General features: G+C 74.6%; 22 protein-coding genes and 1 pseudogene. 19 read left to right on the top strand and 4 right to left on the bottom strand.

Features of this window, described 5'->3' with window-relative positions:
- The first annotated feature begins 40 nt into the window (after positions 1-40).
- The 3 genes from purN to ACI79U_RS13455 are packed head-to-tail and all read left to right on the top strand — an operon-like array spanning position 41 to position 2,888.
- The gene (gene purN / locus ACI79U_RS13465) at positions 41-703 is read left to right on the top strand and encodes a phosphoribosylglycinamide formyltransferase (RefSeq protein ID WP_457063735.1); all 663 of its coding nucleotides are present in this window, start codon (positions 41-43) and stop codon (positions 701-703) included.
- Positions 700-2,250 (top strand): bifunctional phosphoribosylaminoimidazolecarboxamide formyltransferase/IMP cyclohydrolase, encoded by a 1,551-nt coding sequence (purH, locus tag ACI79U_RS13460; RefSeq protein WP_457072578.1) that lies wholly within the window; start codon positions 700-702, stop codon positions 2,248-2,250. Before purN ends, purH begins: the two co-directional genes overlap by 4 nt.
- On the top strand, positions 2,250-2,888 hold the full coding sequence (locus ACI79U_RS13455) for a pentapeptide repeat-containing protein (protein WP_457063730.1): 639 nt from the start codon (positions 2,250-2,252) through the stop codon (positions 2,886-2,888). Before purH ends, ACI79U_RS13455 begins: the two co-directional genes overlap by 1 nt.
- Positions 2,889-2,924: 36 nt before the next feature.
- Here ACI79U_RS13455 and ACI79U_RS13450 read toward each other — a convergent pair whose 3' ends face one another.
- Positions 2,925-3,731, bottom strand: a complete 807-nt coding sequence (locus ACI79U_RS13450; protein WP_457063727.1) for a hypothetical protein — start codon at positions 3,729-3,731, stop codon at positions 2,925-2,927.
- Positions 3,732-3,796: 65 nt separating this feature from the next.
- Here ACI79U_RS13450 and ACI79U_RS13445 point away from each other — a divergent pair, with 65 nt between their 5' ends.
- The 5 genes from ACI79U_RS13445 to ACI79U_RS13425 all read left to right on the top strand — a co-directional run bounded on the left by ACI79U_RS13445 (position 3,797) and on the right by ACI79U_RS13425 (position 8,356).
- Positions 3,797-4,684, top strand: coding sequence for a bifunctional methylenetetrahydrofolate dehydrogenase/methenyltetrahydrofolate cyclohydrolase (locus tag ACI79U_RS13445; protein ID WP_457063725.1), 888 nt, complete (start codon positions 3,797-3,799; stop codon positions 4,682-4,684).
- The gene (locus ACI79U_RS13440) at positions 4,681-4,995 is read left to right on the top strand and encodes a DUF3017 domain-containing protein (protein ID WP_457063722.1); all 315 of its coding nucleotides are present in this window, start codon (positions 4,681-4,683) and stop codon (positions 4,993-4,995) included. The genes ACI79U_RS13445 and ACI79U_RS13440 overlap by 4 nt, the downstream gene beginning before the upstream one ends.
- Before the next feature lie 57 nt (positions 4,996-5,052).
- The gene (gene mdh / locus ACI79U_RS13435) at positions 5,053-6,006 is read left to right on the top strand and encodes a malate dehydrogenase (protein WP_457063720.1); all 954 of its coding nucleotides are present in this window, start codon (positions 5,053-5,055) and stop codon (positions 6,004-6,006) included.
- Between the two features lie 38 nt (positions 6,007-6,044).
- Complete coding sequence (locus tag ACI79U_RS13430; RefSeq protein ID WP_457063717.1) at positions 6,045-7,259, top strand: NADP-dependent isocitrate dehydrogenase; 1,215 nt, start codon at positions 6,045-6,047, stop codon at positions 7,257-7,259.
- Between the two features lie 218 nt (positions 7,260-7,477).
- A complete protein-coding gene (locus tag ACI79U_RS13425) occupies positions 7,478-8,356 on the top strand; it encodes an endonuclease domain-containing protein (protein ID WP_457063715.1) in 879 nt (292 codons plus the stop codon).
- An 85-nt stretch (positions 8,357-8,441) separates the two neighbouring features.
- On the opposite strand, the gene ACI79U_RS13420 is transcribed toward ACI79U_RS13425, so the two are convergent.
- Positions 8,442-9,311 carry a CAP domain-containing protein gene (locus tag ACI79U_RS13420; protein ID WP_457063713.1) on the bottom strand — a complete coding sequence of 290 codons (870 nt, stop codon included), beginning with the start codon at positions 9,309-9,311 and terminating at the stop codon, positions 8,442-8,444.
- A gap of 205 nt (positions 9,312-9,516) precedes the next feature.
- Between ACI79U_RS13420 and ACI79U_RS13415 the strand changes: the two genes are divergently transcribed.
- The gene (locus ACI79U_RS13415) at positions 9,517-10,842 is read left to right on the top strand and encodes a hemolysin family protein (RefSeq protein WP_457063710.1); all 1,326 of its coding nucleotides are present in this window, start codon (positions 9,517-9,519) and stop codon (positions 10,840-10,842) included.
- Here ACI79U_RS13415 and galE read toward each other — a convergent pair.
- Positions 10,839-11,813 carry a UDP-glucose 4-epimerase GalE gene (galE, locus tag ACI79U_RS13410; protein ID WP_457063708.1) on the bottom strand — a complete coding sequence of 325 codons (975 nt, stop codon included), beginning with the start codon at positions 11,811-11,813 and terminating at the stop codon, positions 10,839-10,841. The genes ACI79U_RS13415 and galE overlap by 4 nt on opposite strands.
- A gap of 76 nt (positions 11,814-11,889) precedes the next feature.
- Here galE and hisC point away from each other — a divergent pair, with 76 nt between their 5' ends.
- From hisC to ACI79U_RS13390, 4 genes and pseudogenes are all read left to right on the top strand, one after another.
- The gene (gene hisC / locus ACI79U_RS13405; protein ID WP_457063705.1) at positions 11,890-13,014 is read left to right on the top strand and encodes a histidinol-phosphate transaminase; all 1,125 of its coding nucleotides are present in this window, start codon (positions 11,890-11,892) and stop codon (positions 13,012-13,014) included.
- Between the two features lie 27 nt (positions 13,015-13,041).
- On the top strand, positions 13,042-14,070 hold the full coding sequence (gene trpS, locus ACI79U_RS13400; protein WP_457063703.1) for a tryptophan--tRNA ligase: 1,029 nt from the start codon (positions 13,042-13,044) through the stop codon (positions 14,068-14,070).
- Positions 14,067-14,663, top strand: a complete 597-nt coding sequence (locus ACI79U_RS13395; RefSeq protein WP_457063700.1) for a 2'-5' RNA ligase family protein — start codon at positions 14,067-14,069, stop codon at positions 14,661-14,663. The genes trpS and ACI79U_RS13395 overlap by 4 nt, the downstream gene beginning before the upstream one ends.
- Positions 14,563-15,657 (top strand): annotated as a pseudogene (locus tag ACI79U_RS13390) (YihY/virulence factor BrkB family protein); the annotation flags it as partial. The gene ACI79U_RS13395 and the pseudogene ACI79U_RS13390, both read left to right, overlap by 101 nt.
- A gap of 61 nt (positions 15,658-15,718) precedes the next feature.
- On the opposite strand, the gene ACI79U_RS13385 reads toward ACI79U_RS13390, so the two are convergent.
- Positions 15,719-17,200, bottom strand: a complete 1,482-nt coding sequence (locus tag ACI79U_RS13385; RefSeq protein ID WP_457063698.1) for a D-alanyl-D-alanine carboxypeptidase family protein — start codon at positions 17,198-17,200, stop codon at positions 15,719-15,721.
- Positions 17,201-17,481: 281 nt separating this feature from the next.
- On the opposite strand from ACI79U_RS13385, the gene ACI79U_RS13380 reads away from it, so the two are divergent.
- From ACI79U_RS13380 to ACI79U_RS13355, 6 genes are all read left to right on the top strand, one after another.
- A complete protein-coding gene (locus ACI79U_RS13380; protein WP_457064233.1) occupies positions 17,482-18,546 on the top strand; it encodes a BMP family lipoprotein in 1,065 nt (354 codons plus the stop codon).
- 199 nt (positions 18,547-18,745) lie between these two features.
- A complete protein-coding gene (locus ACI79U_RS13375; protein WP_457063695.1) occupies positions 18,746-20,284 on the top strand; it encodes an ABC transporter ATP-binding protein in 1,539 nt (512 codons plus the stop codon).
- A complete protein-coding gene (locus tag ACI79U_RS13370) occupies positions 20,281-21,522 on the top strand; it encodes an ABC transporter permease (protein WP_457063693.1) in 1,242 nt (413 codons plus the stop codon). The genes ACI79U_RS13375 and ACI79U_RS13370 overlap by 4 nt, the downstream gene beginning before the upstream one ends.
- The gene (locus ACI79U_RS13365) at positions 21,519-22,796 is read left to right on the top strand and encodes an ABC transporter permease (protein WP_457063691.1); all 1,278 of its coding nucleotides are present in this window, start codon (positions 21,519-21,521) and stop codon (positions 22,794-22,796) included. Before ACI79U_RS13370 ends, ACI79U_RS13365 begins: the two co-directional genes overlap by 4 nt.
- Positions 22,796-23,230: a cytidine deaminase gene (locus ACI79U_RS13360; RefSeq protein WP_457063688.1), complete on the top strand. Its 435-nt coding sequence runs from the start codon at positions 22,796-22,798 to the stop codon at positions 23,228-23,230. The genes ACI79U_RS13365 and ACI79U_RS13360 overlap by 1 nt, the downstream gene beginning before the upstream one ends.
- Complete coding sequence (locus tag ACI79U_RS13355) at positions 23,227-24,510, top strand: thymidine phosphorylase (RefSeq protein WP_457063685.1); 1,284 nt, start codon at positions 23,227-23,229, stop codon at positions 24,508-24,510. Before ACI79U_RS13360 ends, ACI79U_RS13355 begins: the two co-directional genes overlap by 4 nt.
- The last annotated feature ends 5 nt before the right edge of the window (positions 24,511-24,515 follow it).

Raw genomic sequence — 24,515 nt, 5'->3', positions numbered from 1 at the left:
CGGCGCTGCCCTCCCGACCCGGCCACTAGGGTCTGCGGACGTGCCCGCTGACGCATCCGCCGTCCCGGGGACGCCAGGTGCCCGCGCGCGCGTGGTGGTCCTGCTGTCCGGAGCGGGCTCGCTGTGCGCCGCCCTGCTCGCCGCGACCGAGGAGCCGGGCTACCCCGCCGAGGTCGTCGCCGTCGGCGCGGACCGCTCGGACGCCGCTGGGCTGGCCCTCGCCGCCGACCGCGGGATCGACACCTTCGTCGTCGCCCTGCCCGACCACCCCGACCGCGCCACCTGGGACCGGGCGCTGGCCGCCGAGCTGGCCGCGCGCCGTCCCGACTGGGTGGTCTCCGCCGGCTTCATGAAGCTGCTGGGCCCGGCCGTGCTGGCGGCCTTCGACGGCCGGGTGGTCAACACGCACCCGGCGCTGCTGCCCGCCTTCCCCGGCGCGCACGCCGTCCGCGACGCCCTGGCCGCCGGCGTCGGCACCACCGGCGCGACGGTGCACCTGGTGGACGCCGGCCTGGACACCGGCCCGGTGCTGACCCAGCGCCCCGTCCCGGTGCACACCGACGACGACGAGGCGAGCCTGCACGAACGGATCAAGACCGTCGAGCGCGAGCTCCTGGTGCGCACCGTGGCCGCGCTGGCCACCGGCGCGCCGATCCCCGTCGAACCGACTCCCGCCATCCCGATCGAGGAGAGCACCCGATGACCGACCGCACCCCCGTCCGCCGCGCGTTGCTGGGCGTCTACGACAAGACCGGCGTCGACGAGCTGGCCCGCGGCCTGGTAGAGGCCGGGGTGGAGCTGGTCAGCACCGGCGCCACCGCGGCGCGGATCGCCGCCGCCGGGCTGCCGGTCACCCCCGTCGAGCAGGTCACCGGCTTCCCCGAGTGCCTCGACGGCCGGGTCAAGACGCTGCACCCGGCGGTGCACGCCGGCATCCTGGCCGACCGCCGCAAGCCCGCGCACCTGGCGCAGCTCGAGGAGCTGGGCATCGCCGCCTTCGACCTGGTCGTGGTGAACCTCTACCCGTTCAGCGACACGGTCGCCTCCGGCGCCTCCCCGGACGAGTGCATCGAGCAGATCGACATCGGCGGCCCGGCGATGGTGCGCGCCGCGGCGAAGAACCACCCGTCGGTCGCCGTCGTGGTCGACCCGGGCCGCTACGAGGAGGTCGTCGAGGCGGTCGGCGCCGGTGGGTTCACGCTGACGCAGCGGCAGCAGCTGGCCGCCGAGGCCTTCCGGCACACCGCCGCCTACGACGTCGCGGTCGCCTCCTGGATGGGCAACGTGCTCTCCCCGGACGACGAGAGCGGCTTCCCCGAGTGGGTGGGCGGCAGCTGGGAGCGCACCGACGTCCTCCGCTACGGGGAGAACCCGCACCAGGGGGCGGCGCTGTACCGCAGCGGCCAGCCCGGGCTGGCCGACGCCGAGCAGCTGCACGGCAAGCAGATGTCCTACAACAACTACGTCGACACCGACGCCGCCTGGCGGGCCGCGCACGACCACCGCGACCCGTGCGTGGCGATCATCAAGCACGCCAACCCCTGCGGCATCGCCGTCGGCGCGGACATCGCCGCGGCGCACCGGAAGGCGCACGCCTGCGACCCGGTCTCGGCGTTCGGCGGGGTGATCGCCGCCAACCGCGAGGTCGGCCTGACCCTGGCCGAGCAGATCTCGGAGGTGTTCACCGAGGTCGTCGTCGCGCCGTCGTTCACCGAGGACGCCCTGGGTCTGCTCACCCAGAAGAAGAACGTCCGGCTGCTGCGGATGCCCGAGGCCCCGCGGCTGACCGTCGAGCTGCGCCCGGTCAGCGGCGGGCTGCTGCTGCAGACCGCCGACCGGATCGACGCCGCCGGCGACGACCCGACGAGCTGGACCCTGGCCACCGGCCAGCCGCTGGACGCCGCCGGCCTCGACGACCTGGTCTTCGCCTGGCGGGCCGTGCGCTCGGTGAAGAGCAACGCCATCCTGCTGGCCAGCGACCGGGCCACCGTGGGCGTCGGCATGGGCCAGGTCAACCGGGTCGACTCCGCGCGGCTCGCCGTGGCGCGGGCGGGGGAGCGGGCCGCCGGGTCGGTGGCCGCCTCCGATGCGTTCTTCCCGTTCGCCGACGGGCTGCAGGTGCTGCTGGACGCCGGGGTGCGTGCGGTGGTGCAGCCGGGCGGGTCGCTGCGCGACGACGAGGTGGTCGCCGCCGCGGCGGCCGCCGGGGTGACGCTGTACCTGACCGGCACCCGCCACTTCGCGCACTGATGGCGATCCGCAACACCCGGCCACAGCTCGGCCCACCCGAGCCGGACACCGTCTGGGAGGGCGAGGACCTCGCCGGGGTCGAGTGGGACTGGGCCCGGCTGGAGCGGGTCACCTTCCTCGACTGCCGCTTCGACGACGCCTCGTTCGCCGAGCTGGTCACGGTGCGCTGCGTGTTCGAGCAGTGCCTGCTCACCGGCGTGGCGATGTCGGGCGCCCGGCACGAGGGGACGGCGTTCCTCTCCTGCCGCTTCGACCGGGCGACGCTCTCCGGCACCACCTGGTCCGGCTGCAAGCTCACCGGTTCGCAGTTCCCCGGCGCGACGCTGCGCCCGATGACCACCGCGGACACCGACTGGAGCTACTCGTCGCTGCGCGGGGTCGACCTGTCCGGCGTCGACCTCTCGGGCCAGAAGCTGGTCGAGGCCGACCTCACCGACACCGACCTGCGCGAGGCCGACCTCACCCGGGCCGACCTGCGGTACGCCCGCCTGCAGGGCACCAGGCTGCGCGGGGCGGACCTGCGCGGCGCGGACACCGACGGGGTGAACTGGCACGGCTTCGACGTCACCGGCGTGCGGCTGGACGTCGTCCAGGCGGTGACGTTCGCCCGCGCCCACGGGGCGCTGGTCGCCGACTGACCCGCCACGGCCCCGTCCCGAGGAGGACGGGGTCCTTCACCCGCGGGTGCGCGGCCCGGTGACCAGCGCCTTGAGGCCGCCGAGCACGCCGAGTGCCGCGGCGGCGGCGGCGAACCAGGCGCCGACCGCCCAGCGCTGCAGGTCCCAGTTCGCGTCGGCGAGCGGCACCAGCACGCCGGCCGCGACCACCAGGGCCACCACCAGCGCGAGCCCGCCGAGGAAGCGGTGGGTCCGGGCCGGCACGAACAGCAGCAGGCCCAGCACGAAGAGCACGGCCCCGCCGAACACCACGGCGAGCGGGGCCCAGGTCAGGTCCTCGGCCAGCCGGCCGGCGTCGTCGCCCAGGTCGTCCAGGCCGGTCTGCACCAGCTCCAGGCCGGTACCGCCACCGTTCACCCACACCACCAGCAGGCTGAGCCCGGCCACCACGCCGGCCAGCAGGAGCAGCAGGCCGGCCAGGGTGTCCGGGCGGCGGCACGCCACCGGCCGGCCGCCGGGGTCCGCCGGGCCGGGCTCCTCGTCGGTCCAGATCGGGCCGGCAGCAGTGGCGCCGGCCCCGGTGGAGCCGGTCCGCCAGGAGCCGTCCGGCTCGTCGCCGGCCGGTTCGTGGGGCGGTTGCTGGACGGGGACCGGGGCGGTCTGCGGCCAGGTCGTCGCCGGGCCGCTGCCCCCGGTCTCCTGCCCCCCGGTGTCCTGCCAGCGGTCCTCCGTGGGCACCACCTCGGTGGGGCGGTCGGCCAGCGGCTGCGAGGGCCGGCCGTCGGCCCGCCACGCGGAGCTGCCGTTGGTGGTCGGCCCCGCGTCCCACGACGGCTGCCGGGACCGGCTGTCGGGCTCGCTCATCGTTCCTCCTCGCGCGCGGGTCGCCCCGCGCAGCTCCTGGTGTCCGGAGCCTAGGGGGAGCGGGCGTGCGGCAGACTGACGACGTGGTGGCGACGACTCTGGACGGCAAGGCGACGGCGGCGGCGATCCGGGCGGAGCTCACCGGGCGGGTGGCCTCGCTCGCGGCGGCCGGCCGGCGCCCGGGGCTGGGCACCCTGCTGGTCGGCGACGACCCGGGCAGCCGCTGGTACGTCTCGGCGAAGCACGCCGACTGCGCCGAGGTGGGCATCGCCAGCATCCAGCGCGAGCTGCCGGCCGACGCCACGCTCACCGACGTGCTGGCGGTGGTCGACGAGCTCAACGCCGACCCGGCGTGCACCGGCTACATCGTCCAGCTCCCGCTGCCGCGGGGGATCGACGAGAGCGAGGTGCTGGAGCGGATGGACCCGGCCAAGGACGCCGACGGCCTGCACCCCACCAACCTGGGCCGGCTGGTGCTGGGGGTGCCCGGCCCGCTGCCCTGCACGCCGCTGGGCATCGTCGAGCTGCTGCGCCGCCACGACGTCCCGCTCGCCGGAGCCGAGGTCGTGGTCGTCGGGCGCGGCATCACCGTCGGCCGGCCGCTGGGCCTGCTGCTCACCCGGCGCACCGAGAACGCCACGGTGACCCTCTGCCACACCGGCACCCGCGACCTCGCGGCGCACACCCGGGACGCCGACGTCGTGGTCGCCGCCGCCGGGGTGCCCGGGCTGATCACCGGGGAGATGGTGAAGCCGGGGGCCGCGGTGCTCGACGTCGGCGTCAGCCGGGTCGACGGGAAGATCGCCGGCGACGTCGCCGCCGACGTCCGCGAGGTCGCCGGCTCCGTCGCGCCGAACCCCGGCGGGGTCGGGCCGATGACCCGGGCGATGCTGCTGGCCAACGTCGTCCTCGCCGCCGAGCAGGGCGCCGCCGCCGAGGTGCTCTCGGCGTGACCCGGCCGGCCCCCGCCCGCGAACCGCTGTACCGGCGGCGGCCGCTGCTGGCCGGGTTCCTCCGGCAGTGGCCGCTGCTGCTGGTCATCGCGGTGGTCGGCGTCGGCCTGGGGCTGGTGGCGCTCGAGCAGTGGCGCCGCGGCCTGGTGGTGATGGGCCTGGCCATGATCGGTGCCGGGCTGCTGCGGTTGCTGCTGCCGGCCCGCCGGATCGGGTTCCTGGCGGTGCGCAGCCGCCGGGTCGACGTCGCGCTGAGCCTCCTGGTGGGCCTGACGGTCGCGGTCACCGCGCTGGCGATCCCGGCCGACTGACCCCTGCGGGGCGCCCCGCATGGCCCCGCGGGCAGGTCCGGGGCTAGGTTGGCGGGCATGGCTGACCGGGACCGGCAGGGCAAGGTGACCGTCGTCGGCGCCGGTTTCTACGGCTCCACCACAGCGCTGCGGCTGGCGGAGTACGACCTCTTCGAGACGGTGGTGCTCACCGACATCGTCGAGGGCAAGCCCGAGGGCCTCGCGCTGGACATCAACCAGTCGCGGCCGGTCGAGGGCTTCGAGACCCGCGTCGTCGGGGTCGGCGGGGGCTCCTACGCGGGCACCGAGGACTCCGACATCGTCGTCATCACCGCCGGTCTGCCGCGCAAGCCCGGCATGAGCCGGATGGACCTGATCGAGACCAACGCCGGCATCGTCCGCTCGGTCGCGGAGAACGTCGCCCGCACCTCGCCCGACGCCGTCGTCATCGTGGTCTCCAACCCGCTCGACGAGATGACCGCGCTGGCCCAGCTGGCCACCGGCTTCCCGAAGGCGCGGGTCATGGGGCAGGCGGGGATGCTCGACACGGCCCGGTTCACCAACAACGTGGCCGAGGAGTGCGGGGTCCCGGTCGGCTCGGTGCGCACCCTGACGCTCGGGTCGCACGGCGACACGATGGTCCCGGTGCCCTCGCGCTGCACCGTCGACGGCCGCCCGCTGGCCGAGGTGCTGCCCGCCGACCGGATCGCGCACCTGGTCGACCGCACCCGCAACGGCGGGGCCGAGGTCGTGGCGCTGCTGAAGACCGGCTCGGCGTACTACGCCCCGTCCGCGGCGGCCGCCCGGATGGCGCGCGCGGTGCGCGAGGACGCCGGGGCGGTCATGCCGGTGTGCGCCTGGGTCGACGGCGAGTACGACATCTCCGGGGTCTACCTGGGGGTCGAGGCCGAGATCGGCCGTGGAGGAGTGCGGCGGGTCGTGCAGAGCGACCTGACCGACAGTGAGCTGGCGGGCCTGCGCGAGGCCGCCGAGGCCGTGCGCGCCAAGCAGGCCGATGTCGTCGACCTCTGACCACGCCGGTCAGAGCTGCAGAAGGGGATAGCGAACACGTGAGCAAGATCAAGGTCGAGGGCAAGGTCGTCGAGCTCGACGGCGACGAGATGACCCGGATCATCTGGCAGTTCATCAAGGACCAGCTGATCCTCCCGTACCTGGACGTCGACCTCGAGTACTACGACCTGGGCATGGAGTCGCGCGACGCCACCGACGACCAGATCACCGTCGACGCCGCGAACGCCATCAAGCAGCACGGCGTGGGCGTCAAGTGCGCCACGATCACCCCGGACGAGGCGCGGGTCGAGGAGTTCGGCCTCAAGCGGATGTACCGCTCGCCGAACGGCACGATCCGCAACATCCTCGGCGGCGTCATCTTCCGCGAGCCGATCATCATGGCGAACGTGCCGCGGCTGGTGCCCGGCTGGACCAAGCCGATCATCGTCGGCCGGCACGCCTACGGCGACCAGTACCGGGCGACCGACTTCCGGTTCCCCGGCGAGGGCACGCTGACGCTGACCTTCACGCCGAAGGACGGCTCCGCGCCGATCGAGCACGAGGTCTTCCAGTCCCCGGGCAGCGGCGTGGCGATGGCGATGTACAACCTCGACGAGTCGATCCGGGACTTCGCCCGCGCCTCGCTGAACTACGGGCTCAACCGCGGCTACCCGGTGTACCTGTCCACGAAGAACACGATCCTCAAGGCCTACGACGGCCGGTTCAAGGACATCTTCGAGGAGACCTTCCAGGCCGAGTTCGCCGACAAGTTCAAGGCCGCCGGCATCACCTACGAGCACCGGCTGATCGACGACATGGTCGCCGCCTCGCTCAAGTGGGAGGGCGGCTACGTCTGGGCCTGCAAGAACTACGACGGTGACGTGCAGTCCGACACCGTGGCGCAGGGCTTCGGCTCGCTGGGCCTGATGACCTCGGTGCTGGCCAGCCCGGACGGCCGCACGGTCGAGGCCGAGGCCGCGCACGGCACGGTCACCCGGCACTTCCGCCAGCACCAGCAGGGCAAGGAGACCTCGACCAACCCGATCGCGTCGATCTTCGCCTGGACCCGGGGCCTGGCCCACCGCGGCAAGCTGGACGGCACCCCCGAGGTGACCCGGTTCGCCGAGACGCTGGAGAAGGTCTGCATCGAGACCGTCGAGGGCGGTCAGATGACCAAGGACCTGGCGCTGCTGATCTCCAAGGACAGCCCGTGGCTCACCACCCAGGAGTTCCTGGCGGCCATCGACAGCAACCTGCAGAAGGCCATGGCCTGACGACAGCTGTCGTAGTGATGGCCTGAAGAAGCTGCGCTGCCCGGACGGCCCCCGCGACCACTGGTCGCGGGGGCCGTCCCGCGTTGATGGGGCGTGATGGTTGCGACGAGATCGGGCTGAGCGCGGTCATCCGGGTGGTGAGACATTGCTGAGCCCGTGGTGATCATGCCTGTGGACGGCGGCAGCGGTCGGGGCGACGTCTCCGGCACGCTCCCCGCGTGCCACGGCCGCCACACCGCCCACCGCTGCTGCGAGGCCGGGTCTTCCGCGGCACCTGGGCGGTCGAGCAGGGGCTGCTGACGAACGCCCAGCTGCGCAGCAGCGCGTGGCGACGCCTCCGCTCGGACGTCTACGCCGACGCCGCCGAGCCCGACGTGCACCGGCTGCACGCCCGCGGGGTGGCGCTGGTGATGCCGGGGGCCGCCGCCCTGGCCGGGCGGACCGCGGCCGACCTGCTGGGCGTGCCTGGTGCCGCCGGCCCCGGTGACCCGGTCGACGTGACCGTGCCGCCCGGGACCCGTTGGGACCCCCAGCCGGGGGTCGTCGTGCGCACCGCGCCGCTGGCGCACGACGTCGTCGGTCGCGGCTCCTTCCTGCGCTGGACCTCCGGGCTGCGGACCGCCGTCGACGTGGCCCGCCTGGAGGCGCCGGTGGACGCCGTGGTGCTGCTCGACCAGTTGGTGCACGCCGGGGCGGTGGAGCTCGACGCGGTGCGGGCTGCGGTCGCCGCCCTGCCCACGTGCCGAGGCATGGCCCGCGCCCGCCGGGCCGTGGCGGCGGCCGACGGGCGGGCCGAGTCGCCGCAGGAGACCCGGCTGCGGCTGCTCCTGGCGGCGCACGGGCTGCCGTCGCCGGTGGCCCAGTTCGAGGTCCGCGCCGCGGGGCGCTTCGTGGCCCGCGTCGACTTCGCCTGGCCCGAGCGGCGGCTCGCGCTGGAGTACGACGGCGCCTGGCACGCCGAACCGGGCCAGTTCGGCCGGGACCGCCTGCGCCTCACCGCGCTCGCCGCGGCCGGCTGGCGGGTGCTGTTCGTGACCGCCGTCGACCTGCGCCGTCCGGACCTGCTGCTCGCCCGGCTGACCGACGCGCTGGCGTGATCACCCCGGGCTGAGCGCGGTCATCCGCTGCGCGAGACAGCGCTCAGCCCGGTCTCGGCGGGCGGACGATCACGCGGGCGGGGTGTCAGGAGCCGAAGAGCTGGGTCCACCAGGGGCCGCCGGAGCCGGCGGCCACGCCGACGCCGAGGGTGCGCAGGTCGCAGTTCAGGATGTTCGCGCGGTGGCCGGGGCTGGCCATCCAGGCGGTCATCACCGCGGCGGCGTCCGGCTGGCCGTAGGCGATGTTCTCCGCCCGGGCGCTCTGTATCCCGGCCGCGCGGGCGCGGGCGAAGGGGTCGCGGCCGTCGGGGTCGACGTGGGAGAAGAAGTCCCGGTCGCGCATGTCCGAGCTGTGCGCACGGGCGACCCCGGCGAGGGCGCCGTCCGCGACGACGGCCGGGCAGCCGGCCGTCGCGCGCTCGGCGTTCACCAGGTCGAGCACCTGCTGTTCCGTGCCCACCGCGGCGGCCGCCACCGGCGCGGGCACCGGGGCCGGGGGGGAACCAGGGGACGGCGCGGGGTCAGGGGCGGCCGCGGGCTTCGGGGCCAGTGCGGGAGCGGGCACCGGCGCCGGCGCGGGTGCGGACGGCGCGGAGCCCGGGACCTCCGCCTCCGGCGCGGCGGGCGGCGCGGATCCGGCGGCCGGTGGCGCCGCGGTCTCGGGGACAGCGGTCTCCGCCACGTCCTGCGCCGGGGCGCCGGCGTCGGCCGGGACGTCGGTGGCGTTCCCGGGTGCCGGGGTGGCCGCCGGCCGGGGCGGCGGGGCCCCCGCGGCGGTCGCGATCGGCTGCGAGGACACCACGCCCTGCACCACGGTGGCGGTGGAGGCGACCAGCACCAGGACGGCGGCCAGCAGCAGCGGCGTCCAGAGCGACCGGCCACGCCAGTGGGCCGGCCGGGACAGCGCGGCGTCCAGGCGTCGCAGCAGGGACGGGCGGGCGGGGTGGGGAGGCACGACCGGTCCTCAGCAGCGGATCTCGGACGTCACCCGACGGAGGGTAGCCGGAGACGCAGAGTCACCGGCGTGTCGGCGCGGGGAACACCCGGGGGAGGGGGGCGGGTTCCGGCGGGAGGACTCGTCGCGGGTCCGGCCACTACCGTGGTCCGCTGACGCCGGCAGATCCCTGCCGCCGCCCTGCATCTGGAGGAACACGCCGCTCGTGAGCGACGTCTGGCTCAACATCGTCATGGTCTTCGGCTTCGTGCTGGTCGGCGGTGCGTTCTCCGGTGCCGAGATCGCGCTGGTCTCCCTCCGGGAGTCGCAGGTCCGCGCGCTGGCCGACACCGGCCGGCGGGGGCAGGCGCTGAACAAGCTGCTCGCCGACCCGAACCGGTTCCTCGCCGCGGTGCAGGTCGGGGTCACCCTGGCCGGCTTCTTCTCGGCCGCCTTCGGGGCCAGCACGCTGTCCGGGCCGCTCAGCGACGTCCTGGTCGGCCGCGGTGTCCAGCCCAACGTGGCCGAGCCGCTGGCGTTCGTGCTGGTCACCATCGCGATCAGCTACCTGTCGCTGGTCGTCGGTGAGCTGACCCCCAAGCGGCTGGCCCTCCAGCGGGCCGAGGGGTTCTCCCTCGTCGTCGCCGCGCCGCTGAACGCCATCGCCAAGCTCTTCCGGCCGGTGATCTGGTTGCTGTCCAAGAGCACCGACCTGCTGGTCCGGCTGCTCGGTGGTGATCCCAAGGTGAGCGGGGAGTCGATCAGCCAGGAGGAGCTGCGCGACCTGGTCGCGGCGCACGAGTCGCTGTCCAGCGACGAGCGGCGGCTGATCGACGAGGTGTTCCGCGCCGGTGACCGGGAGGTGCGCGAGGTGATGACCCCGCGCACCGAGGTGCACTTCCTGGACGGGTCGACGACCGCGAGCCGGGCGGCCAAGCAGGTCGCCGACTCGAGCTGGTCGCGCTACCCGGTGGTCGGCCGGGGCGAGGACGATGTCATCGGCTTCGTGCACGTCCGGGACCTGTTCCTGCCCAGCCACCCCGCCGGGCGGGCGGCCACCGTGGCCGACCTCTCCCGCGAGGTGAAGCAGCTCCCGGGCACCGCGAAGGTGCTCACCGCGCTCTCGGAGCTGCGCCGGGAGAACCGGCACTTCGCGATCGTCGTCGACGAGTACGGCGGCACCGACGGCATCGTCACGCTGGAGGACCTGATCGAGGAGGTCATCGGCGACATCTACGACGAGTACGACGTCGACGTCGCCGCGGAGGACGTCGAGCCCACCGGCGGCCCGCAGGAGCTCGACGGGCTGCTGAACCTCGACGACTTCGCCGAGGCCACCGGCCTCGAGCTGCCCGAGGGTCCCTACGAGACGGTCGCCGGCTACCTGCTGGCGTCGCTGGGCCGGCTGCCGGTGCTGGGCGACGTCGTCGAGGTCGAGAGCCGCACGCTCACGGTGCTGGAGCTGGACGGACGGCGGATCGCGCGCATCGGGGTCAGTGCCGCGCCCGAGCCGGAGGACGCCGAGGGCGCCGCCGCCGAGTCCGGCACCTAGCCGCGCTGCTGAACCTGGCCGCGCTGCTGCACGAAGGCCCAGGCGTCGCCGACGATCTCCCGCAGGTCGGTGTGCACCGGCCGCCAGCCCAGGTCGTCGGAGATCCGGGCGGAGCTGGCCACCAGCCGGGCCGGGTCGCCGGCCCGACGGGCGCCCACGACCACCGGCAGCTCGTGCCCGGTGACCTCGCGGACGGCGTCGACCATCTCCTGCACCGAGAAACCGCTGCCGCTGCCCAGGTTGTAGACCCGGTGCTCGCCCGGCGCCGGCGCCGGCAGGGCCAGCAGGTGGGCGGCGGCGAGGTCCTGCACGTGCACGTAGTCGCGGATGCAGGTGCCGTCGGGCGTCGGGTAGTCCTCGCCGTAGACGGTGAGCGCCTCGCGGGTGCCGGCGGCGACCTGCAGGGCGATCGGGATCAGGTGCGTCTCGGTGGCGTGCCGTTCCCCGCGGCCGTACGCGGCGCCGCCCACGTTGAAGTAGCGCAGGCTCACCGCGGCGAAGTCGTGGGCCACCGCGTAGCTGGTGAGCATCGCGTCGACGGCCAGCTTGCTGGCGCCGTAGGTGTTGGTCGGCCGGGTCGGCGCGGTCTCCGGGATGGGCACCTCGGTGGGCTCGCCGTAGGTGGCCGCGGTGGAGGAGAAGACGATCCGGCGGCAGCCGGCGGCGCGCATCGCCTCCAGCAGGGCCAGCGACCCGCCGACGTTGTTCTCCCAGTACAGCTCCGGGGCCTGCTGGCTCTCCCCGACCAGGCTCTTCGCCGCGAAGTGCAGCACCGCCTCGGGGCGGACCTCGGCGAGCACGGGGGCCGAGTCGTGCAGCGAGGCCTGCACGAGGCGCGCGCCGTCGGGGACGGCGTCCGCGTGCCCGGTCGAGAGGTCGTCGAGCACGGTGACCTCGTGGCCCTCGGCCAGCAGGGCCGCGGTGACTACGCTGCCGATGTACCCGGCTCCGCCGGTGACGAGAACGCGCATGCCCGGGAGCCTAGACACGCGCACGCCGGGAAGCCTGGACAGGTGCGGTCCCCGCACCGGTACGAGGAGGAGTCCCGTGGTCAGCGCACGTTCCGCGGTCGCCGCGATGCCGGCCTACCGACCGGGCCGCAACCCGGCCGACCTGGCCCGGGAGATCGGCGTCCCGCGCGCGGTCAAGCTGGCCAGCAACGAGGTGGCCTTCCCGCCGCTGCCGGGGGTGCTTTCGGCGATCGCGATGACGGCGGGGGAGACCAACCGCTACCCGGACAACGGCGCGACGCTGCTCATCGCGGCCCTGGCTGAGCGCTACGGCGTGGCGCCCGGTCAGGTTGCCACCGGCTGCGGGGCGGTCACCGTGCTGCAGCAGCTGACCCAGGCCTACAACGACCCGGGCACCGGCATCGCGTTCGCCTGGCGGTCGTTCGAGATGTACCCGCTGCTGGCCCAGGTGGCCGGCGCCCGCGCCCAGCAGGTGCCGCTGGTGCCCGGCACGCCGGGGGGCGCCGCCGACACCCACGACCTCGACGCGCTGGCCGCGGTGGTCGACGAGGGCACCCGGCTGGTGCTGGTCTGCAACCCGAACAACCCCACCGGGACGGCGGTGCGCCGGGCGGAGCTGGAGCGGTTCCTCGACGCGGTGCCCGAGACGACGCTGGTCGTGCTCGACGAGGCCTACCGGGAGTTCGTCACCGACCCGGACGTGCCCGACGGGGTCGAGCTGATGCGTGGCCGGCCGAACGTCGCGGTGCTGCGCACCTTCTCCAAGGCGTGGGGGCTGGCCGGGCTGCGGGTGGGCTACCTGCTGGCCGAGGACCCGGCCGTCGCCGACGCGGTGCGCCGGACCCACGTGCCCTTCAGCGTCTCCAGCATCGCCCAGGCCGCGGCGGTGGCCGCGCTGGCCGCCGAGGACGAGGTGCGCGACCGCTGCGCCGCCGTCGTCGCCGAGCGGGACCGGCTGACCGCGGCGCTGCGCGAGCGGGGCCTGCCGGTCGCCGACAGCCAGGCCAACTTCGTCTGGCTCCCGCTGGGCGAGCGCACCGCGGCGGTCGCCGCGGCGCTGGAGTCGCAGGCGGTGATCACCCGGCCGTTCGCCGGTGAGGGGCTGCGGGTGACGGTCGGGACGCCGGAGGAGGACGACGTCTTCCTCGGCGCGCTGGACGCCGTCCTGACCAGCGCGGGGGCCGAGGGCGCGGACACCTGACCGGACCCCGGTGGCGCGCGTGGTTCGATGAAGGGCGTGCCTGCTCCCCGCGTGCTGTCCGGCATCCAGCCGACGGCTGACTCGTTCCACCTCGGCAACTACCTGGGTGCGCTGCGGCAGTGGGTGGCGCTGCAGGACGACCACGACGCCTTCTACTGCGTCGTCGACCTGCACGCCATCACCGCGGAGCAGCCCGACCCGGCGGTGCTGCGCCGGCGCACGCTGGTCTCCGCCGCGCAGCTGCTCGCGCTGGGCGTCGACCCCGAGCGCAGCGCCCTGTTCGTGCAGAGCCACGTGCCGGAGCACGCCCAGCTCGCCTGGGTGCTGCAGTGCCTGACCGGGTTCGGCGAGGCCAGCCGGATGACCCAGTTCAAGGACAAGAGCACCCGCGAGGGCGCCGGGGCGACGTCGGTCGGGCTGTTCACCTACCCGGTCCTGCAGGCCGCCGACATCCTGCTGTACCAGGCCGCCCGGGTGCCGGTGGGCGAGGACCAGCGCCAGCACCTGGAGCTGACCCGCGACCTGGCCACCCGGTTCAACGGCCGGTACGGCGAGACCTTCGCGATCCCGGAGGCCTACGTGCCCCCGGGGGCGGCGAAGGTGCTCGACCTGCAGTCGCCGGACAAGAAGATGAGCAAGAGCCTGCCGCCGGCCGGCTGCGTGAACCTGCTCGACGACCCCAAGGTGACGGCGAAGAAGATCCGCTCGGCGGTCACCGACACCGGCCGGGAGGTCGTCGCCGACCCGGTGGAGAAGCCGGGGGTCACCAACCTGCTGGCCATCCACTCGGCGCTGTCCGGGCAGAGCACCGCTCAGCTCGAGGAGCACTTCGCCGGTCGCGGCTACGGCGACCTGAAGAAGGAGCTCGCCGACGTCGTCACCGAGGCGTTCGCCCCGGTGCAGCAGCGCACCGCCGAGCTGCTGGCCGACACCGCCGAGCTGGAGCGGGTGCTGGCCGCCGGTGCCGCCCGCGCCCGTGCGGTCGCCGCCCCCACGCTGGCCACGGTCTACGAGCGGGTGGGCTTCCTGGCCCCGGTCGGGGGCACGCCGGCGTGACCGACCGACCGCTGCGCGCCGACGACACCTTCGTGCACCGCCCCCCGGCGGAGCGCGAGGTGCCGGCCGACACCGCCGTGCTGGGCGTGGTGGTGTCGATCCCGGAACCGTGGGCGCAGCTGCTGGTCGAGTGGCGGGGCAAGTGCGGTGACCCGCAGGCGAGCCTGGTGCCCCCGCACGTCACCCTGCTCCCGCCCACCGAGGTCGCGGTCGGCGACCGCCCGGCGATCAGCGCGCACCTGGCGCAGGTGGCCGCCAGCCATCCGCCGTTCGACATGCGCCTGTCCGGCACCGGCACGTTCCGGCCGGTCTCGGAGGTCGTCTTCGTCGCCGTGGAGCGGGGCGTCGCCGACTGCGAGCTGATCGCCACCGACGTCCGCACCGGTCCGCTGGCCCGGCCGCTGGCGTTCCCGTACCACCCGCACGTCACCGTCGCGCACGACGTGCCGGGCGAGATGCTCGACCTCGCGCACGCCGGCCTGGCCGAGGTGCGTGCGGACTTCCGGGTGGTCTCGTTCACCGAGTTCGAGCAGCTCCCGGACGGCGCCTGGGCGGTCGCCCGCGAGTACCCGCTCACCGGCGCACCCCGCTGACCTGCGGCGCGACCGGGCGGAGCGCCCGCCGGTCGGCGCGCGCGGTCGATCGGCAGCCCGCAGACTCGGTCCGGTGACCGAGCCCAGGACGACGCCCGACCGCGCCGACGGTCCGGGGCGAGGTCCGGCTGGGGGCAACCCCTTCACCCGGCTGGCGGACGCCGCGCGCCGGCTGCTCCGCCGGGGCCGGGACCGGTGGGGGTGGCTGGACCACCTGGTGCACGCCGGCGGCCACTACAACCGGGTGCAGGCCGACCTGCTCGCCTCCGGGGTCACCTACTACGTCTTCCTCGCGCTGTTCCCGGTGCTGCTGCTCGTCGCCGCCGTCGCCGGGCTGGTGCTGCGCGGCAACCCGGTGCTGGAGGAGCAGCTCGTCTCCGGCATCCGCGAGGCGGTGCCCGGGTCGACCGGTGCCGACCTCGCCGACCAGGCGGCCGCGGCGCTCGACAGCGCCGCCACCTTCGGCGTCGTCGCCCTGCTGGTCTTCCTGGTCATCGGGCTGCGCGCGATGGACAAGATCCGGGTGGGGATGGACGTCGTCTGGCGCGGCCAGCCCGACCCGCCGGCCTTCTTCACCGACCGGGTCAGGGACGTCGGCGGCCTGCTGGGCTTCGGGGTGGCGGGGGCGCTCAGCATCGCGCTGACCACCGGTGCGACGTCGGCCTCCACCTGGGTGCTGGGCCTGCTGGGCCTGGACACCGTGCCCGGCATCGGGCTGGTCACCGCGGCGGTGGCCATCGTGCTGGCCCTGGTCGGGGACACCCTGGTCTTCCTGTGGCTGCTGCGGGGCGTGCCGGACAACCCGTTCGGCTGGCGCCGGCTGCTGCCCGGCGCGGTGTTCGGCGCGGTCGGCTTCGAGCTGCTCAAGGTGGCCGGCAACCTCTACCTGACGGTCATCTCCGGCAACGTCACCGCGCAGACCTTCGGCGGGATCGTCGGCCTGATCGTCTGGCTGAACGTGGTCTTCCGGTTCGCGTTCTACACAGCCGCGTGGACGGCGACGATCCCGGCCATCGAGGAGGAGCGGATCGCCGCCGGTCACGTGCGGTCGGTGGTCAGCGCGCCGGACCCGGGACCCCCGGCCCAGGCTCGTCCCGGTGTCCCGACCGCGGCGTCCCCGGCGACGACCCCGGCGACGAGCCCGGGGGTGTCCCCGGTGCGGACGGCGGTGGGGCTGCTGGGCGCCGGTGCCCTGGCGGGCGCGGTGGGGACCCGGCTGCTGACCCGTCGTCGGCGGGGGCGACGGGACGGCTGACCGGACGGCGGGCCCGTCGCCGGCCGACGACGGTGGCCAGGACCACGAGCACCGCGGCGACGGCCAGGGCCGCGGGCACCAGCGGGCTGCTCTCCTCCGCCACCGGGGCGGGGGCGGCGGTGGCCGGCGGTGCGGCGGCGGCCCGGGCCGGGGATGCGGTCCGGGTGGCCCGGGTCGGGGTGGCCGACGCGGTCGGCTCCGGCTCGTCCGGGTCGACCAGCCGGCCGGGCGCGTCGACCGTGGGCGGGGTCGCGAAGCCCCAGTCGAGCAGCCGGGTGGCCTGCTCCTGCTCGTGCACCGGGCGGCGCTCGGCCTGCATGAGGCTGACCACCAGCCGGCGGCCGTCGCGCTCGGCCGCGGCCACGAAGGTGTGCCGTGCGGCGTCGGTGAAGCCGGTCTTGCCGCCCAGCGTCCCGGGGTAGTCCGCCAGCAGCGCGTTCTGCGACTGGATCTGGAAGCCCTCGTACCCCGGCGCCGGGGGCATCTGCGCGATCCGGGTCTGCAGCACGTCGAGGGTGTACGGGTCGGCGACCAGTTCCCGCAGGAAGAGCGCCAGGTCGTAGGGCGAGGACGACTGCCCGGCGACGTCCAGGCCGGACGGCGTGCCGACGACGGTGTCCGAGGCCCCCAGCCGGGCCGCGGTGGCGTTCATCGCCGCGACCGTGGGCGCCACGCCACCGGCGGCGCGGGCCAGGGCGTTGGCCACGTCGTTGCCCGACTGCATCACCAGCGCCCGGAACAGCAGGTCGACGGGGTACTGCCCGTCGCGCACCAGGCCCACCCGGCTGCCCTCGATCGCCTCATCCTCGACCGTGGCGACGACGACCTGGGCCGGGTCGAGCTGCGGGGCGAGGGTGAGCAGGGTGAGGGTCTTGATGGTGCTAGCCGGGTAGTAGCGGCCGTGCGGGTCGCGGGCGCCCAGCACCTGGCCGGTGCCGGCGTCGGCCACCAGCCAGCCGTGCGCGTCGATCCCCTCCGGCAGCGGCGGGGCGCCCTCGGCGGTGACCACCCCGCGGGTGTCCAGCCCCTCCCCGCCGACGGTGCTGCCGTCCGCGGCGCTGCCCTGGGGCGGGCCCGCGACATGGGGGATGGTGGGCGTGGGGGCGGTCGGGTCGACGGTGGGCCGGGCGGGCTCGGCCCGGGCGGGGGCACCGGCCGGGCCGAGCACCGCGGCCACGACCGTGGCACCCACGACCAGGGCGCCGGCGACGGCGGACCGGACGGCGGCGCCGGCGCCGGTCACCTGGTCACGGAGCCGGGCCGGGGGCGTCGGGTGGCGCATGACGGGCACGCTAACCCGGCCGCGCCGGGGAGCCCGGTGTGGGCGCCGTCTCACCGGGGGTTCGGGGTGTGCGCCCGGTGTTGCCCGTAGGCAACGATCCCATCTCTATCCGCTGCCCGGGGACCGCACCCGCGGCACCCGGAGCTAGCGTCCCGGGGGTGTCGTCGCGCCGCCCGGTCACCGGGTCGGGGCCGGCGACGGAGCTCGGAACACCATCTGGCACCGGGGTCCAGTCGATCAGATCGACCGGGCCCATGAGAGAGGAGACCGTCTTGCGCCGAGTGCGTGGGATGAAGGCCGCGGCGCTGCTGCTGGCCGGCAGCATGGCCCTGGCGGCCTGCGCCAGCGACGAGACCGACAGCGGCAGCGGTGGCGGCGCTGGCGGTGGCGGTGGCGGTGACGAGCTGATGATCGGGCTCGCCTACGACACCGGCGGCCGGGGCGACAAGTCGTTCAACGACTCCGCCTACGCCGGCGTCGAGGCCGCCGTCGAGGAGCTCGGCCTGTCGATGGAGGAGAACGTCCAGACGCTCTCGCCGAACGACGACGCGTCCAACCGTGGCGAGCTGCTCACCCAGCTGGCCGAGCAGGGCTACGACCCGGTGATCGCCGTCGGCTTCAACTACGACGAGATCATCGGCGAGGTGGCGGCGGACTTCCCGGAGACCACGTTCGCCCAGGTCGACGGCTCCAACGCCGACGGCGCCAAGGGCGACAACGTCACCGGCCTGCTCTTCGCCGAGGAGGAGGGCTCCTTCCTCGCCGGGGTGGCCGCGGCGTCGAAGACCGAGACCGACAACATCGGCTTCGTCGGCGGCGTGCAGAGCCCGCTGATCGAGAAGTTCCAGGCCGGGTACGAGGCCGGGGCCCGCGCGGTGAACCCGGACATCACCATCCAGAGCCAGTACCTGTCGCCGGCCGGTGACTTCAGCGGATTCGGCGCCCCGGACCGCGGCTACAGCGTGGCCCAGGGCTTCTACCAGAACGGCGCGGACATCGTCTTCCACGCCGCTGGTGGCTCAGGTGAGGGCGTCTTCCAGGCCGCGGTCGAGACCGGCAACCGCGCGATCGGCGTCGACTCCGACCAGTGGCAGCTCGGCTCCCCGGAGCAGCAGGCCGTGATCATGACCTCCATGCTCAAGCGGGTCGACAACGCGGTGGAGGAGTTCATCCTGTCCTTCGCCGAGGGCGAGGTCGAGGGCGGCACGGACGTGGTCTACGACCTGGAGTCCGACGGCGTCGGCCTGTCCACCTCGGGTGGCTACATCGACGACATCGCCGACGTGATCGAGGACTACCGCCAGCAGATCATCGACGGCGAGATCACGGTGCCCACCACTCCGTGACGCGTTCGTCCTGAGCACCACGCGTCTCAGGACCGCGGGCGGCGGCGGGCTCGGAGGCGGTACACGCCCCCGAGCCCGCCGTTTTCCGTGTGTACCGTCTGCGCGTCGGACGACGACGCCCGAGAACCACCTCCCGGCCGCAAGACCTGCGGTCGGGAGCACCTCCCGCGCCACCACGCCGGTCCCCCGAGGAGTTCCGTTGACCGAGTCGGCCCCGCTCGCGGTCGAGCTCCGCGGCATCACCAAGCGCTTCCCCGGCGTGGTGGCCAACTCCGACATCCAGCTGCGGGTCCGCCGCGGCGAGGTGCACGCCATCGTCGGGGAGAACGGCGCCGGCAAGTCGACGCTGATGAAGACCCTCTACGGCATGCACCGCCCGGACGAGGGCGAGATCCTCGTCGACGGGCGCCCGGTCACCTTCCGCAGCCCGGCCGACGCGATCGACGCCGGGATCGGCATGGTCCACCAGCACTTCATGCTGGCCGACAACTTCACCGTGCTGGAGAACGTGGTGCTGGGCAGCGAGCCCACCAAGGGCGGCCGGCTGGACCGCGCGGAGGCGCGGCGCCGGATCCGGGAGATCTCCGACGCCTACGCCCTGGGGCTGGACCCCGACACCCTGGTCGAGGAGCTCGGCGTCGGTGACCGGCAGCGGGTGGAGATCGCCAAGGTGCTCTACCGCGGTGCCCGCACGCTGATCCTCGACGAGCCCACGGCGGTGCTGGTGCCCCAGGAGGTCGACGAGCTGTTCGGCAACCTCGCCGAGCTCAAGCGCGAGGGCCTCACCGTCATCTTCATCTCCCACAAGCTCGACGAGGTCCGCAAGGTCGCCGACGCGATCACGGTGATCCGCCGGGGCACCACCGTGGGCGAGGCCGACCCGCGGACGACGACGGCCAGGCAGCTGGCCGAGCTGATGGTCGGCGCCGAGCTGCCCACCGCGCAGAAGCGCGACTCCACCGTCCGGGAGACCCCGGTGCTGCAGCTGCGCGGGGTCAGCGTCGCCACGCCCGGCGGCCGGCCCGCGGTGGACGACGTGTCGCTCACCGTCCACGAGGGCGAGGTCGTCGGGATCGCCGGCGTGGAGGGCAACGGCCAGGCCGAGCTCGTCGAGGCGATCATGGGCCTGCGGCCGCTCAGCGCCGGCGCAGTGCTGCTCGGCGCCGACGACATCACCGGCTGGTCGACCCGGCACCGCCGGGAGCAGGGGCTGGGCTTCATCCCCGAGGACCGGCACCGCCAGGGCATGCTGCTGGAGGCCCCGCTCTGGGAGAACCGGATCCTCGGCCACCAGACCCGCCCGCCGGCGGTGAAGGGCGCGTTCATCGATCGCAAGGGCGCCCGCGCCGACACCGAGCGGATCATGCGCGAGTACGACGTCCGGGCACCCGGCCCGGACACCGCCGCCATGGCGCTGTCCGGCGGCAACCAGCAGAAGCTGATCGTCGGGCGGGAGATGAGCGCCCGGCCGCGGCTGCTCATCGCCGCCCACCCGACCCGGGGCGTCGACGTCGGCGCCCAGTCGGTCATCTGGGAGCTGCTCAAGGACGCCCGCGCGGAGGGGATGGGGATCGTGCTGGTCTCGGCGGACCTGGACGAGCTGATCGGACTGTCGGACACGCTGCACGTCATGCTCCGCGGGCGCCTGGTCGCCTCGCTGGACCCGGCCCGGCTGACCCCGGAGGAGCTCGGTGGGCACATGACCGGCGCCGCTGACGGCACGGCGGGTGCCGCGTGAGCGCCGTCCGCCGTCTGGGCGCCACCCTGCTGGCGCCGGTGCTGGCCATCGTCGTCGCGCTGGTCATCTCCGCGCTGGTGATCGTGCTCATCGGGGAGAACCCGCTGACCGCGCTGGAGGTCATGCTCGACTTCGGTGACTCGCCGTCGCAGCAGACCCAGGCGATGGTCGTCATCCTCAACCGGGCGGTGCCGCTGTTCCTCGCCGGCCTGGCCGTCTCGGTGGCCTTCCGGATGGGGCTGTTCAACATCGGCGTGGAGGGCCAGTACCGGCTCGCCACCATCCTCGCCGCCGCGGCCGGCGCCGCCGTCGCGCTGCCGGCCCCGCTGCACATCCTGCTGATCATCGTGGTCGCGATGCTGGTCGGCGCCTTCTGGGCCGGCATCGTCGCCGTCCTGAAGGTCACCCGGGGCGTCAGCGAGGTGATCAGCTCGATCATGCTGAACTTCATCGCGCTCGGGCTGGCGTCCTACCTGCTCACCGGGCCGCTGCGGGGCAGCGAGCCGGGCGCCTCGATCATCACCACCGCGGAGATCCCCGAATCGGGGTGGTTCCCCGGGCTCAACGGCGTCTTCGGGGCGCTGGGGCTGGCCGAGCCGCGCTCGGAGCTCTACGGCTTCCTGCTGGTGGCCGCCGTCGCCGGGATCGTGATCGCGGTGCTGGTCCGGCGCACCCGCTTCGGCTTCGACCTGCGCGCCACCGGCATCTCGCCGTCGGCCGCCACCGCCAGCGGCGTCGACGCCCGCGGCATGGTGCTGAAGACGATGCTCATCTCCGGTGCGGTGGCCGGGCTGATCGGCCTGCCCGACCTGCTCGGCAGCGCGCACCACTACGGCACGGAGTTCACCACCGGGCTGGGCTTCCTCGGCATCGCGGTGGCGCTGCTGGGCCGCAACAACCCGATCGGCATCGCCTTCGGCGCGCTGCTGTTCGGCTTCCTGGACCGGGCCGCGATCCCGCTGCAGTTCGAGGGCATCCCCGCCTCGGTGGTCACGATCATCCAGGGCACGATCGTGCTCGCCGTCGTCGTCGCGAACGAGATCGCCCGCCGGATCACCCGGCGGCAGGCCGAGCGCGGCGGCAGCCAGGCGGTCCCGCCGACCAGCGGTGACGGCAGCACGGACGGCGGCCAGGGCCCCGGCGGCCCGCCGCCGGACCCCGGTGCCTCCGTCGGTACCGGCACCGGTCCCGGCGTGCGCAGCGGCGCCGCCGACGGAACCCGAGGAGGCCAGCAGTGAGCACCGCGACGACGACGTCGTCCGCCCCGAGCCGGGGGCCGGTCACCGAGCTGCTGCTGGGCGGCGGCCGGGCGCGGCGGATCACCTGGCTGCTGGTCGGGCTGCTGGTGCTCGTCTCGGCGGTCCGGGTCGTCTCCGGTGAGCAGGCGCTGACGTCGTCCTCGACGTTCTCCGCCGCGCTGCTGCTCGCCGTCCCGCTGGGGCTGGTCGCCCTCGGTGGGCTGTTCGCCGAGCGGGCCGGTGTGGTGAACATCGGCCTCGAGGGGATGATGATCCTCGGCACCTGGGGGGCCGGCTGGGCCGGTTACCAGTGGGGCTGGGCCGGGGCGCTCATCGGTGGCGCGGTCTTCGGTGCCGTCGGCGGACTGCTGCACGCCATCGCGACGGTCACCTTCGGCGTCGACCACGTGGTCTCCGGCGTGGCGATCAACATCCTGGCCGGCGGTGTCGTCCGGTTCCTCTCCGAGCTGGTCTTCAGCGACAACCCGGCCGGGGGCGGGGTGACCCAGTCACCCGCGCTGGCCAGCCGGCCGCCGAGCTTCTCGCTGCCGGTGCTCTCCTCCGGCCCGGACCTGCTGGGTGACCTGGAGAACCAGCACTGGTTCCTCGTCTCCGACCTGGCCGGCATCCTGCGCGGGTTCACCAGCGGCGTCGGCGTGCTCACCGTGCTCGCCGTGCTGCTCGTGCCCGCCACCTACCTGCTGCTGTGGCGCACCGCCTTCGGCCTGCGGCTGCGGTCCTGCGGGGAGAACCCGGCGGCCGCGGACTCCCTGGGCGTGCCGGTGTACCGGCTCAAGTACATCGCGGTGATCATCTCCGGCTCCCTGGCCGGGCTCGGCGGGGTCTTCCTGGTCTTCGTCGCCAACATCTACCGCGAGGGCCAGACCGGCGGCCGCGGCTTCATCGGCCTGGCGGCGCTGATCTTCGGCAACTGGCGGCCCGGGGGGCTGGCCGCCGGTGCGGGGCTGTTCGGGTTCTCCGACGCGCTCCAGCTGCGCAGCCCGACCGCCGTCGTCGCCCTGCTGCTGCTCATCGCCGTGCTGCTCGTCGGTGTGGCGATCTGGCAGGCCACCCGGCGCCGGTACGTGCAGGCGGTGATCGCGGCGGCGTTCGGCGCGGCCGCGCTGGCCGGCTTCCTCACCATCGACGAGCTGCCCGAGGGCATCGTCTCCTTCACCCCGCACCTGACCACGCTGCTGGTGCTCTCGCTGGCCTCCCAGCGGCTGCGGATGCCCAAGGCCGACGGGCTGGTCTACCGACGAGGAGAGCACTGATGCACGTCGACTGGGATGCGCTGCGCACTGCGGCGCGGGAGGCGATGGGCCACGCCTACGCGCCCTACTCGCGGTTCCCCGTGGGGGTGGCCGGGCTGGTCGACGACGGCCGGGTGGTCACCGGCTGCAACGTGGAGAACGCCTCCTACGGGCTGGGCCTGTGCGCCGAGTGCGGCATGGTCAGCGACCTGGCCCGCACCGGCGGCGGCCGGCTGGTCGCCGTCGCCTGCGTGGGCGGGGACGGGCAGCCGCTGATGCCCTGCGGGCGGTGCCGGCAGCTGCTCTGGGAGCATGGCGGGCGGGACATGCTCATCGAGACCGTGTCGCTGGGCATCGTGCCGATGAGCGAGGTGCTGCCCGACGCGTTCGGGCCCGACGACCTCACGGCTGCCGCCACGCGTTCGGCCGGCGGAGCAGCGGCGGCGTCCCGATGACCCAGCCGTTCGACGCGATCGACGTCATCCGGGCCAAGCGCGACGGGCGGCCGCTGACCGCGGACCAGATCCGCTGGGTCATCCGCGCCTACACCGATCGCCTGGTGCCCGACGAGCAGATGAGCGCGCTGCTCATGGCCGTCTTCTTCCGGGGGATGTCCGGCGACGAGCTCGCCGCGTGGACCCAGGCGATGATCGACTCCGGCGTCCGCAAGGACCTCTCCGGGCTGGGCCGGCCCACCGCCGACAAGCACTCCACCGGCGGCGTCGGCGACAAGATCACCCTGCCGCTGGCACCGCTGGTCGCCGCCTGCGGGGTGGCCGTGCCGCAGCTGTCCGGCCGCGGCCTCGGGCACACCGGCGGCACGCTGGACAAGCTGGAGTCGGTGCCCGGCTGGCGGGCCTCGCTCACCGACGCCGAGTACGTGCAGCAGCTGCGCGACGTCGGCGCGGTGATCTGCGCCGCGGGCGCCGACCTCGCCCCGGCGGACAAGGTGCTCTACGCGCTGCGCGACGTCACCGGCACGGTCGAGTCGATCCCGCTGATCGCCAGCTCGATCATGAGCAAGAAGATCGCCGAGGGCGCCGACGCGCTGGTGCTGGACGTGAAGACCGGGTCGGGTGCGTTCATGCGCGACCCCGACGACGCCCGCACCCTGGCCCGCACGATGGTCGGCCTCGGCGAGGCCGCCGGGGTGCGCACCGTCGCCCTGGTCACCGCGATGGACCGCCCGCTGGGCCGCTCGGCCGGCAACGCCGTCGAGGTCGCCGAGTCGGTGGAGGTGCTCGCCGGCGGCGGGCCGGCCGACGTCGTCGAGCTCACCCTGGCGCTGGCCCGGGAGATGCTCGCCGGGGTCGGGCGGGACGACGTCGACCCCGCCGACGCGCTCGCCGACGGCCGGGCGATGGACACCTGGCGCCGGATGATCGCCGCCCAGGGCGGCGATCCGGACGCGCCGCTGCCCCGGCCCGCCGAGCGGCACGTGGTCACCGCCCCCGCGACCGGCACGCTCACCCGGCTGGACGCCTACGCCCTCGGGGTCGCCGCCTGGCGGCTGGGCGCCGGGCGTGCCCGCAAGGAGGACCCGGTGTCGGCCGCGGCGGGCGTGGTCTGGCACGCCGGGGTGGGGGAGCAGGTGACCGCCGGGCAGCCGCTGCTGGAGCTGCAGACCGACGACGCCGCCCGCATCCCCCGCGCGCTGGAGGCGCTGGAGGGCGCCGTCGGCGTCGACACCGACGACCGGCCGCTCCCGCTGCTGATCGACCGGATCACGGGCTGACCACG

The organism is Modestobacter sp. SYSU DS0904 (assembly GCF_054051115.1).
The sequence above is the reverse complement of the archived record's forward strand: the minus strand, read 5'-3'. Positions and strand labels throughout refer to the sequence as shown.

Excerpts from the sequence above, each read along its gene's own strand:
- ACI79U_RS13455 (WP_457063730.1), top strand. The coding sequence starts at position 2,250 with ATGGCGATCCGCAACACCCGGCCACAGCTCGGCCCACCCGAGCCGGAC.
- ACI79U_RS13385 (WP_457063698.1), bottom strand. The coding sequence starts at position 17,200 with ATGCGCCACCCGACGCCCCCGGCCCGGCTCCGTGACCAGGTGACCGGC.
- trpS (WP_457063703.1), top strand. The coding sequence starts at position 13,042 with ATGAAGGGCGTGCCTGCTCCCCGCGTGCTGTCCGGCATCCAGCCGACG.
- mdh (WP_457063720.1), top strand. The coding sequence starts at position 5,053 with ATGGCTGACCGGGACCGGCAGGGCAAGGTGACCGTCGTCGGCGCCGGT.
- galE (WP_457063708.1), bottom strand. The coding sequence starts at position 11,813 with ATGCGCGTTCTCGTCACCGGCGGAGCCGGGTACATCGGCAGCGTAGTC.
- purH (WP_457072578.1), top strand. The coding sequence starts at position 700 with ATGACCGACCGCACCCCCGTCCGCCGCGCGTTGCTGGGCGTCTACGAC.
- ACI79U_RS13450 (WP_457063727.1), bottom strand. The coding sequence starts at position 3,731 with ATGAGCGAGCCCGACAGCCGGTCCCGGCAGCCGTCGTGGGACGCGGGG.
- ACI79U_RS13355 (WP_457063685.1), top strand. The coding sequence starts at position 23,227 with ATGACCCAGCCGTTCGACGCGATCGACGTCATCCGGGCCAAGCGCGAC.
- ACI79U_RS13360 (WP_457063688.1), top strand. The coding sequence starts at position 22,796 with ATGCACGTCGACTGGGATGCGCTGCGCACTGCGGCGCGGGAGGCGATG.